This window comes from Kordia algicida OT-1 (genome assembly GCF_000154725.1).
Lineage (GTDB): Bacteria > Bacteroidota > Bacteroidia > Flavobacteriales > Flavobacteriaceae > Kordia > Kordia algicida.
On record NZ_DS544873.1, the window covers coordinates 454,532 to 464,731 of the forward strand.

Sequence of the window (10,200 nt, forward strand, 5' to 3'; positions counted from 1 at the left end):
TTTGCCTGAGTTTGATAGTACACAAGAACTTCCTTTAGGTATAAAAATAACAGATGCAGGATTCTATAATTTCAGTATAAATGAAATAGAAAATGTTCCAAACGATGTAACAGTCTATTTAAAAGACATTCATAATGATATATACTACAATTTGTCAAACTCAGATGCTACAATTTGGTTAGATGCTGTAGTAGAAGCTACAAGATTTAGTATTGTCTTTCAGGAATCAACAACACTAGGAATAAACGAAGTGTTTTTAAGTGATGTTCATTTAATTTATGACGACACTACAAACATACTAACCATCAAAAATCTTGAAGTAAATAAAATAGAAAAGCTGACCATCTATAATTTAATTGGGCAAGAAGTCTTTAAAAAAACAAAAAATGATGCTCGTTTAACAGTAAACATTAGTGAGTTGAAAAATGGAGTTTATGTTCTAAAAATCGAAACTGATAGAGGTATTAAAAACTTTAAATTCATCAAGTACTAAATATTTGATGAATTAGTCTTGGGCAATATTTAGAGAGGTAATTTTAGCTAAAAGACCTCTCTTTTTTATTGAGTTAATTTCGTATCTTTGAAATACTTCTAGGTAAGATTCTACACTTACACACTTTACAGGACACTCTCGTTGGTATGTATTAAATGAGCAACTTACTACACAATCATTAATAGCTGCTTTTATTCTATTAATTGGTGTGTACTTTATCAACTCTCGAAACAAATAAATTCTTTTCTTTTTCTTTATAATAGCTAGTTTTATCATTAATTACTTAAATAAAAAAACGCTATTTACTTTTTGAGTTAAAATATTTTTTAAATGAGTCAATTGGTAATTAAAAATCACTTTAATTTGCAAATTATTTTTACGTAGGTAAAAGTATACAATCTTAAAAACGATTTATTTAAAATTAGCAACATTATGAAACGAAAGTACGCAATTATCACATTAACACTATCGATGTTCGTCTGGGCGCAGACTTCTTTTTCTCAAAATACTGATAAAAATTGGTATGTTGAAACAGGTGTAACCGCCACAGACTTCTTTCCTGTAGGAGAAGATGCTCCACAAGGAGAGTTTATGGACGAATTTTTAAACCTGAATGACCACTGGAATTTAGGGTATTATTTAGGAGTCTCAAGAAACTTAACAAACAACCTAAGCATTAGTGCAAGAGGAACCATTAATGAAATCAGTAAATTCGGGAGTTTTGGAGACGCAGACGAGAGTGTATTGGTAGACAACTTAAAGTATTATGCACTTGATGGAATGATTAACTACAATTTTGGTCAAGGAAAATTAAGACCATACATTGCCGTTGGTGGTGGATATACTTGGTTGGAAGAAGGACCATTTAATACGTCTGGTAACACAGCTGGCGATTTGGTTGGTGCAGGAACAGTAAATGGTTCTGTAGGATTTAACTATTGGATTAGTGATAAATTCGCAATCAATCTTCAAACAACTTACAAGCATGTATTTAAAGATTATTTACCAAAACACTGGAATCACAATCTTGGAATTTCATACAAATTAGGTACAACACAACAAGAAGGTACAGAAACCACTCCAATGACCTCAAAAATAGGGCGCTGGTCATTTGAAGCTGGTTTAAGTGCTGTTGATTTTTATCCTGTTGGAGAAGATGCTCCACAAGGAGAATACTTTGATGAATTTTTTAACCTAAACGATCACTGGAATCTTGGATTTTATGTAGGTATAAATAGAGAACTTACAGATAACTTATCGATCTCTGCAAAAGGTACAATCAATGAAATTAGTAAATACGGAGACTTTGGCGATGCCGATGAAAGTCTTTTAGTAGACAATTTAAAATATTATGCACTTGATGGAATGATAAACTACAACTTCGGAAAAGGAAAACTTCGTCCTTTCTTAGCTGTTGGAGGTGGATATTCTTGGTTGGAAGAAGGAGCATTCAACACTTCAAGTGAAACACCTGGAGACATTGTAGGAGCAGGAACAGTAAACGGTTCTGTTGGATTAAAATATTGGCTAACAGACAAAATTGGAGTGAATTTACAAACGACTTACAAACACTCGTTTAAAGACTATTTACCAAAACACTTTGACCATAATTTAGGGGTTGTTTACAGACTTTCATCAAGTGAAAAAGAAGAAGAAAACAACGATCGTGATGGCGATGGAATTCCTGATGAATTCGACATTTGCCCAGATACGCCTGGAATAGCACAATTTGGTGGTTGTCCAGATACTGATGGCGATAGTGTTGCCGATAAAGACGATCTATGTCCAGAAATAAAAGGAGAAATCGAGTACGGTGGATGTCCTGATACAGATGGTGATGGCTTCCCTGATAATAAAGATAAATGTCCGACAGTTGTGGGAACTATTGAGGGTTGTCCTGCTGAAGTTGTAGAAACGGAAGTCGTAACGATTCCAGATCCTGCTGTAGGAGAACGAAAAGTATACTTTGATTTTGACAGTTCAAAACTAGATCAAAATGCAAAAGAAATCTTAGACAACATTGCTGCAAACCTGAAAAATGATGCTGGATATAATATTTCTATCATCGGACATGCAGACAGTAGAGGAACTGATCGATATAATGACAAATTATCAGTAGAAAGAGCTCAAGCAATCAAGAACTACTTAGACTCCAAAAAACTAAGTAATAGTAACATTACAATTACCGGTAAAGGAGAATCTGCTCCTATTGCTCCAAATACCACACCAGAAGGTAGAGCAAAAAACAGGAGAGTTGAGTTAATTATTAATATCTCTGCTAAGTAGATTTCAATTTATTTACATAATAAGTTGAAGGATTGTGCCATCGTGAAAACGGTGGCACTTTTTTATGTATATATTTCATCTCAAAAACTCATAACTACGTAAACTTTCAGTTAACTACGTATTGCATATTCCTAAATGATTTTTAGGTGTTGCTATATTCGTAACCCTTCGGTAAACCACGTATTGTAAATCAATATTTACGCTCGTATTTTAGTTTGATGAAAAAGACCAAGACTCAACAGCGCATGTTTGCCTTGATAGATCAGATGTATTCAGAAGATATTAATCAAAAGGATTTTTGTGAACGTGAAGATATTAAGTATCATACTTTGCAATATTGGTTAAATCATTATCGTCGTGAGAAAAAATAATATCAATCAGGCATTAAACCTCGTTTTGAACAAAACACTAGTGAATTTATCCCTTTAGAGATCGGAGCTTCTGTTGATACTTCTGATACAGCTATCACTCTAAATTATCCAAACGGTGTTCGTTTACATTTGGATCGTATTTCATTAACTAGAGAAACTGTTGTTTGTCTGCAAAAACTGATCTCATGTTTGGATTAGGCGTCTCCCATCGATATCATTTGTATGGTCATCCAACAGATATGCGCAAGAGTTTTGATAGTCTAGCAGGTATCATTCAAAAAGAGTTACAAGCTTCTGCCCAAGATGGTACTGCTTATATCTTCATCAACAAATCCCGTGATAAGGTCAAAATATTACAATGACAAGCAAGTGGTTTTGTTCTGTATTATAAACGTTTGGAATCGGGTCGTTTTGAATTACCAATCTATGATGAAGCGGTTACCAGTATCAAGCTGAGTTACTCGCAATTAGTACTACTGATTGATGGTGTTTCTATTGCACATGTTCGCGGAAAAAAACGCTATAAATTACCTGCATAAATCGGATAAAAACATTGTAATTTACTGATAATATCAGTACTTTTCTACCGTGAAAAACACTACTGATACTACCGAAGAAACCGCCTATATCTCCAAGAAGGAGTTTGATGATTTGTTGGATAAATACAGAGATGTAACTGGGCAGTTAGCAGAATTAAAACGACTGATTTTTGGCAGTAAAAGTGAACGTTTTGTCTCTACAGCTTTGCCTGGTCAATTAGGATTATTTGGACAAGCATCACAAGAGGCATCTTCTGATACTGAAAAAGAGGTCTTACGGCATACAAAAGTGAAGATCAAACCAAAGAAGGTAGCCAAAGGTGCCTTATTGCCTATACATCTTCCAAGAGTCGAAGAAATCATCAAACCAAAAAATCTAACATAAGACAGCATTAAAATAGGAGAAGAAGTGACTGAAATCTTAGAATACAATCCTGCCAAGCTTTTTGTTCGCAGAATCGTACGTCCAAAATACGCGTTAAAGGATTAATCAGGAATTATCATAGGCGAACTTCCAAGCCTACCACTTCCAAAGTCCAATGCAGGTTCTGGACTCTTAGCGCATATTCTAGTGAGTAAGTTTGTAGATCATTTTCCTTTTTACAGACAACGACAAATTTTTAGACGTCAGCAGTACCAAGTAAGTGATGCTACCTTATCGGGATGGTTCAATGCTGCGACTTCATTGCTAGAATCACTATATGATGTGCTCATTAAAGAGCTATTGCAAAATAACTATCTACAAGTAGATGAAAGTCCAATTGGTGTGCAAGACAGTCACAAAAAGGGAAGTTTACACACAGGCTATCATTGGGTATATCATGCACCAGTAGAAGGCTTGGTACTATTTAAATATGATGCGACACGTTCCATAAAAGCGCCCCAAGCATTGCTTAAAAATTATAAAGGAACGCTACAATCGGATGGCTACAAGGTATATCAAAACCTAGCCACTGCAAAACAATTAAAACTACTCTCGTGTATGGCACATGCCAGACGTTACTTTGAAAAAGCACTTGATAATGATTATACAAGAGCAAGCTATGCTATGGAGCAGTTCCAAAAATTGTATGGCTTAGAAGCTAACATTAGAGAACATAATACCACTCCAGAAGTAATCAAGCACTATCGAAATCGCTATGCCAACCCCATATTCGATACCTTCTATGATTGGTTAGTAGCGCAACAATCGCAACTATTACCCAAAAGTGCCATTGCAAAAGCGGTTGGCTACACACTTCGTTTATGGAAGTATCTGATCGGGTACTTGGAAGATGGAAACTATTTAATTGATAATAACAAGATAGAAAATACCATCAGACCACTTGCGTTAGGACGAAAAAACTATCTCTTTGCAGGATCGCACAAGGCAGCACAAAAAGCTGCCATGATGTATTCTTTCTTTGCCACTTGTAAAATAAACGATGTAGAACCCTACTCTTGGTTACACGATGTCTTTAAAAGAATATCAGAGCATAAAGCCAATAAGTTAGAAGAATTACTCCCACAAAACTGGAAAAATAACAGCATCCAAAAGTGTTAAGAAAATAGTATTTTAGTAATAAATCTTTCCAAACCCTAAGAATCCAATAAAATCAGGCGCTAATCCTACAGCTAGAAAAACTTATAGCGCTACTCATCAGTGATTTAAGAAAACCCATATCTCATTTTATGTAAAATACAGTCGTACAAAATCATTGATATCGCAATACGGGGTTTACCGAAGGCTTACGTTTAATCGTTGTTAATTACATATTATCGTTTCAGTGATGTCGCTAATAGAATAATTTATTCTAAGTTGATATTAGTGTTTACTTTAGCAATGAGTATTTTTTTCTACTAGATGTAGAATAAAAAGTATTTAAGGCAAGCCCCTATGCTAACGAACTGTTCATTCGAGAATAGGGGCATTTTTATTATAGAATAAGGGAATTTCTAAATCACAAAAGTATCCGTACAAGCAAGTACATCTTGCTATATTTACTAGTTGTTTCTAGCTTTGAATCATGTCAAAAAGAAAAACTAAAACAGAGATTCAATATATACTCAAAGGAAATATTTTACGTTTTATATAAATTATACCCAATAAATAATGAAGAAAATAATATACATAATTTTGCTAACAATTACATATTCAAGTTGTTTAACTGCTCAAGAAGCACATGAGCTTATTACTAATTTAGAAAAAGCGGATACGTTTTATAATTTCCCTTCTAATAATATATATCTTCAATATTCTGTCTCTGATAGCTTAGCTAATGATAGAACACTTCTAAAACAGCTACGCAAGAAAGAAGATCCTCATCATGATTTTGAATTACTCAAATCAAAAGCAACAACGCAGGAATTATTAGAACTAACTAAGTCCTCTAATAAGATCGTAGCCAGTTATGCAGGTTGGGGATTAATAGATAGAGAGTATAAGGATATCCTTAAGATTTTTAACTATTTTTTGAATTCCGATGATGAAGTGTATTCTGCAACAGGCTGTTTAAGAAGGAATCGTTATGTGTATTCAATTCTTTATACTAAATACAGGCAACAAATTTTGTCAGGAGTTGGAACTACTGATTTTAAAAGATCAAAAGAAATTCTTCTGAATGATACACTACTTTTTAAAATGGATAGTTTAGTTGTTTTTAAAAAAGATAGTGATAATCTTATATTAAGAGAGGCTCTTTACAATAGAGTTTATTCTTCCAATTTCTTACCGCGAATTAAACAACTTGCTTTTAATGATCTTAATATAGACGCTGTTAAATATATTTTTAAAAATCATTTACAAGGAAATGAAAAATCAATTCAAGCTACATTAATAAGATATGTAGAAGAAGGTAGAAATAAATATTATCGAAATGAAGTAATCAGAACGATGCTGCTTTCATTTAAAAATGAAAAAATAAATCAATTTGTTTTAGAGAAACTCCCAAAAACGAAAAAAAATCCTTATCTAATTAGAGATAAATTATAAGAATAAATTAGGGAAGTAATTCTTTTAGTTTTTGAATATTTTGTTCAGGTAATTTTTTTAAGAATTTCAGTAAGCCATCTCCTTGGGTTGATGTTCTGCATTTTACAACGAGAGTGTCTCGAAGTGTGTAAGTGCAGAATCTTACTTAGAGGTATCCTAAAGATACTAAATTAGTCTTAATTTATAAATTTAAAAGATAATTCTCATGATCTAGGCTCTAAAATGTGTATTATTATACATTATTAATTTTAAAATTTTATATCATGAAAAAAAGAAATGTTAAATCTTTAAAACTTAACAAGAAACCTATTTCTAATTTTAACCTCGCTTCTGTTTTTGGAGGATCAGGTAATGCCTGTGAAACTGCTGAGTCTAAAATAATTTGTGAAGAACCTGCTGAAACAGTTGGCTGTGGGGTAGAAACCTTTAGAACATATTGTCCTTGCCAAATTTAACTATTATTGCGAACTTCGGTCAGTCATGGTCGGAAGAAATTCCGACCTATTTTTTAAGTTTTAAATAATATATTAACGTGAGTTCGACGTAAGAATTAGAATATTTTCCATAGAAAAGAGTAGAATATTTAGTAAATTAAGGTTCTGATAATCAATAAACTAAAACAATATGCTCTATGAATAAAATTACTGAAATTTTCTGTTCTATTGATGATTTTTGTGTTGAATTTGTTCCTTTTTGGACTAAACTGGTTCTTCTTCACTTTTGGTGGTTATGAAGAATTATTTAGTACCAATCTCCTTTTTAGTAGCTCCGAGCTAGCCCTTCCGTACATTTGCCTTTTCAGGGTTTTGAGTTTGTTTACACTTCCTTCAACAGGACCATTATTCCAAGGTAGATTTACGGCATTTTTTATTGCATCATAATCAGCTATAACTCCTTTTGCAAAAGAAATTACTTCTTTAATTCCAGAGTTCAATGCAGATTCTATCCATTTTAATAGTTTATCTCCAGACTTTTCTTTTACAACTCTTTTGAAGCTCTGAACTAAATCTAATGTTACAGATAAGTCCGTAGATTTAATACATAGTTTTTTTAATATTACTTTCTGTTCTTTTCTAAGTTTTTCAGGATCAATAAGAAATAAAAATGCTGTTTTTGATGGGCTAACAAAAAGTCTTTTTTTATATTTAGGAAAATTAGTCTTTTCTGTAGCTCGCCTTCCAATTTTAATGTTAAAGTATTGTAATGATTCGCTTAGAGTATTATACGAACCTGTAGCCTCTAACTTTTAGTTCTTCCCATAATGTTTTCAGTAGTATTTTAGGTTCTTCTTTTACCCTTTTTTCTATGTAAGAGAAGTGTGTTTCAATATTACTTTCTCTTTTGTAACATTTCTGCGGCAAATACTCTAATAGTATGTATTTCTTGACAGTTTGTCTATGCATATTTAGCTCTCTTGCAATAACTTGTATGGATAAACCTTCCTGTTGAAGCTTCTTCATTTCAATAAACCTCTTTTGACTTTTATTAAGTAATCGAGCTTCATTTTTAGACACACTTATCTTTTTGATTTTTTGGCTTTCAGTTGTCGTTAATTGACTCAATTTTGCATATTCTCTATTCATAATTTTGATTGCAACCTGTTTTAAATTTTTTAGTAAATGCCAACGATCAGTGACTTGAATGGCTTGTGGAGCTCCTTTAGTTGCTCCTTGAATATACTTCCCATAACGACCTCTACTTATGATTTTTACGCCTGTATGATTCTTTAACCAATTTTCCAAAGAAGAGGCTTCTCTGTCTAGTAATAAGTCTATAATGTTATTGTTTTGAAGATTTACTAGCACTGTACAATAGCGATGCCCTTTTTTATATGCCCAATCATCAACTCCTAATATTTCTGGGGCTTTTATATCTGGTAAAGGACTTTTGTAGATACGTCGAATACATATTGTATCTCTCACTGGTATTCCTATACTTTTTGAAATACGCTCGGTTATATTACCCCCAGTTTCTAGTGCAATTGATAATATCGATTTTTCAAGGCGAGTAGTTGTACGTCTATATGGTAGAAAATGTTTTGAAAAACGTTCAGTGAAAATTTTTCTTGGACAATTTGATGTTAAACAGTGAAACTTTCTAGCCTTTAGAGAAATTATTGTAGTATTCCCAAGCATAGGAAGGTCTTTGAAAGTTCTATTGTAATAGCTATGTAATTTTTTGGAAATATTATCACAACTAGGACATCTACAATACTCTTGCTTACTCTTTAATTCAATAAAAACTATGTGTTGACTCCCGCAATACTGATACTACATTGAACTTATCTGCTGTACAAAGCAAAAAATCTTCTGAATCCATTAATTATTTTGGAAGGAGAAGTAAGCACTTTTCTTCATAACCACCAAAAGTGAAGAAAAACCAACATCATCGGAATATCCACATAAGTGTAGAGATATAGATCATTAATAAAATCATCTGCCTGATAACTACCTTTAGCAATGACTCTTTTACTTTCTGCTATTTTTAATATCTTAGAAATATATGCCTTAACATCAGGCATTAGCTTCATAAATGCTTCCTTAAAATTTTTACGGTTGTTCTCTTTTTTATATACTCGAAGTTCAACCAATACACTTCGAGCATAGGTTTTATATTTTGCTCTCATCGTATTAGATTTTTATTCCTTTTTATTTAAAAATCGGCGAAATAAGTACCATTTTGTTTCATCTTTAAGGATAGTCTATCAAGAGTTAGAAATGGCAGTAATTTTTAAAGTCTAATGCTAAAAAATGTCACAATGACAACTTTTAATGTTTAAAATAATGACAACATGTCTTATTTCTTGAATTGATTACTGAATTTTCCATGAAAAATATTACACGAATAAGACCTGTTTTTAATTTGGCATTCAATTTGCCTAATTGGATTTTGAGATCAATCAAGATTTCAAAATTTGTTTTTAATGTTTAATTTAAATTTTTGTAATTATGAGCACTTTAGTTAATGTTCCTAAAAATGGAAGTTTATCAAATGTTAATACAGGTTTAAACTTCCCAACTTGGTCAAATTGGATTGATAGTTTTTTCAACAATGACCTACCATCAGTGTTTACTTCTAACTTTAACACTGGTATGACGTTGCCAAAAGTTAACATCAAAGAAACCGCAGATGCTTTTGTGGTAGATATGGCAGTTCCTGGTCATAAGAAATCTGATTTCCACATTGACTTAGACAACCAACTATTGTCTATCTCTACAGAGATGAAAGAAGAAAATGAACAACAAGAAGACAACTATACTCGTAGAGAGTTTGGTTATTCTTCCTTCAAAAGAACTTTCACTTTGCCTGAGAGTGTTGACGACAGTAAGATTGATGCGAAATACGTAGATGGTATCTTAAGCATTCATCTGCCTAAGAAAGAAGAGGCAAAACAAAAGCCTGCAAGAACCATCAAAATTTCATAATTAGTTGGTTAGTTTTTTTGATTGATTGAAGTTGGGGCTGGTTCCCCAGCCCCCTTACTTCTTAATTGTTGAAATTTAAATTTTGAGAAAATGAAAGTATTTGATAAAGAAGTGG

The 10,200-nt window shown here is 32.6% G+C and carries 12 protein-coding genes and 1 pseudogene; 10 read left to right on the forward strand and 3 right to left on the reverse strand.

Annotated elements, in window-relative coordinates:
• The 9 genes and pseudogenes from KAOT1_RS02015 to KAOT1_RS02045 all read left to right on the forward strand — a co-directional run.
• A partial coding sequence (locus KAOT1_RS02015) for a T9SS type A sorting domain-containing protein (RefSeq protein WP_040559266.1) occupies window positions 1–493 on the forward strand: 493 nt, incomplete at its 5' end.
• Between the two features lie 432 nt (window positions 494–925).
• Window positions 926–2,779 carry an OmpA family protein gene (locus KAOT1_RS21770; protein WP_007093007.1) on the forward strand — a complete coding sequence of 618 codons (1,854 nt, stop codon included), beginning with the start codon at window positions 926–928 and terminating at the stop codon, window positions 2,777–2,779.
• A 245-nt stretch (window positions 2,780–3,024) separates the two neighbouring features.
• Window positions 3,025–3,150, forward strand: coding sequence for an IS66 family insertion sequence element accessory protein TnpA (gene tnpA / locus KAOT1_RS23755; protein WP_007093008.1), 126 nt, complete (start codon window positions 3,025–3,027; stop codon window positions 3,148–3,150).
• A gap of 185 nt (window positions 3,151–3,335) precedes the next feature.
• Window positions 3,336–3,689 (forward strand): annotated as a pseudogene (gene tnpB, locus KAOT1_RS23500) (IS66 family insertion sequence element accessory protein TnpB).
• 49 nt (window positions 3,690–3,738) lie between these two features.
• On the forward strand, window positions 3,739–4,074 hold the full coding sequence (locus tag KAOT1_RS21775) for an IS66 family transposase (protein ID WP_007093011.1): 336 nt from the start codon (window positions 3,739–3,741) through the stop codon (window positions 4,072–4,074).
• A 12-nt stretch (window positions 4,075–4,086) separates the two neighbouring features.
• Window positions 4,087–4,179 (forward strand): IS66 family transposase zinc-finger binding domain-containing protein, encoded by a 93-nt coding sequence (locus tag KAOT1_RS23760; protein WP_394330259.1) that lies wholly within the window; start codon window positions 4,087–4,089, stop codon window positions 4,177–4,179.
• A gap of 12 nt (window positions 4,180–4,191) precedes the next feature.
• Window positions 4,192–5,232: an IS66 family transposase gene (gene tnpC / locus KAOT1_RS02035; protein ID WP_238528724.1), complete on the forward strand. Its 1,041-nt coding sequence runs from the start codon at window positions 4,192–4,194 to the stop codon at window positions 5,230–5,232.
• Window positions 5,233–5,781: 549 nt separating this feature from the next.
• On the forward strand, window positions 5,782–6,660 hold the full coding sequence (locus KAOT1_RS02040) for a hypothetical protein (protein WP_007093013.1): 879 nt from the start codon (window positions 5,782–5,784) through the stop codon (window positions 6,658–6,660).
• A 263-nt stretch (window positions 6,661–6,923) separates the two neighbouring features.
• Complete coding sequence (locus tag KAOT1_RS02045; RefSeq protein ID WP_007093014.1) at window positions 6,924–7,115, forward strand: hypothetical protein; 192 nt, start codon at window positions 6,924–6,926, stop codon at window positions 7,113–7,115.
• Between the two features lie 272 nt (window positions 7,116–7,387).
• On the opposite strand, the gene KAOT1_RS23765 is transcribed toward KAOT1_RS02045, so the two are convergent.
• The 3 genes from KAOT1_RS23765 to KAOT1_RS02060 form a co-directional block, all read right to left on the reverse strand.
• Window positions 7,388–7,594: a transposase gene (locus KAOT1_RS23765; protein WP_007093016.1), complete on the reverse strand. Its 207-nt coding sequence runs from the start codon at window positions 7,592–7,594 to the stop codon at window positions 7,388–7,390.
• A gap of 286 nt (window positions 7,595–7,880) precedes the next feature.
• Complete coding sequence (locus KAOT1_RS21780) at window positions 7,881–8,906, reverse strand: ISL3 family transposase (protein ID WP_157559992.1); 1,026 nt, start codon at window positions 8,904–8,906, stop codon at window positions 7,881–7,883.
• 107 nt (window positions 8,907–9,013) lie between these two features.
• The gene (locus KAOT1_RS02060) at window positions 9,014–9,286 is read right to left on the reverse strand and encodes a hypothetical protein (protein WP_007093018.1); all 273 of its coding nucleotides are present in this window, start codon (window positions 9,284–9,286) and stop codon (window positions 9,014–9,016) included.
• Between the two features lie 322 nt (window positions 9,287–9,608).
• On the opposite strand from KAOT1_RS02060, the gene KAOT1_RS02065 reads away from it, so the two are divergent.
• Window positions 9,609–10,085, forward strand: a complete 477-nt coding sequence (locus KAOT1_RS02065) for an Hsp20/alpha crystallin family protein (protein WP_007093019.1) — start codon at window positions 9,609–9,611, stop codon at window positions 10,083–10,085.
• The last annotated feature ends 115 nt before the right edge of the window (window positions 10,086–10,200 follow it).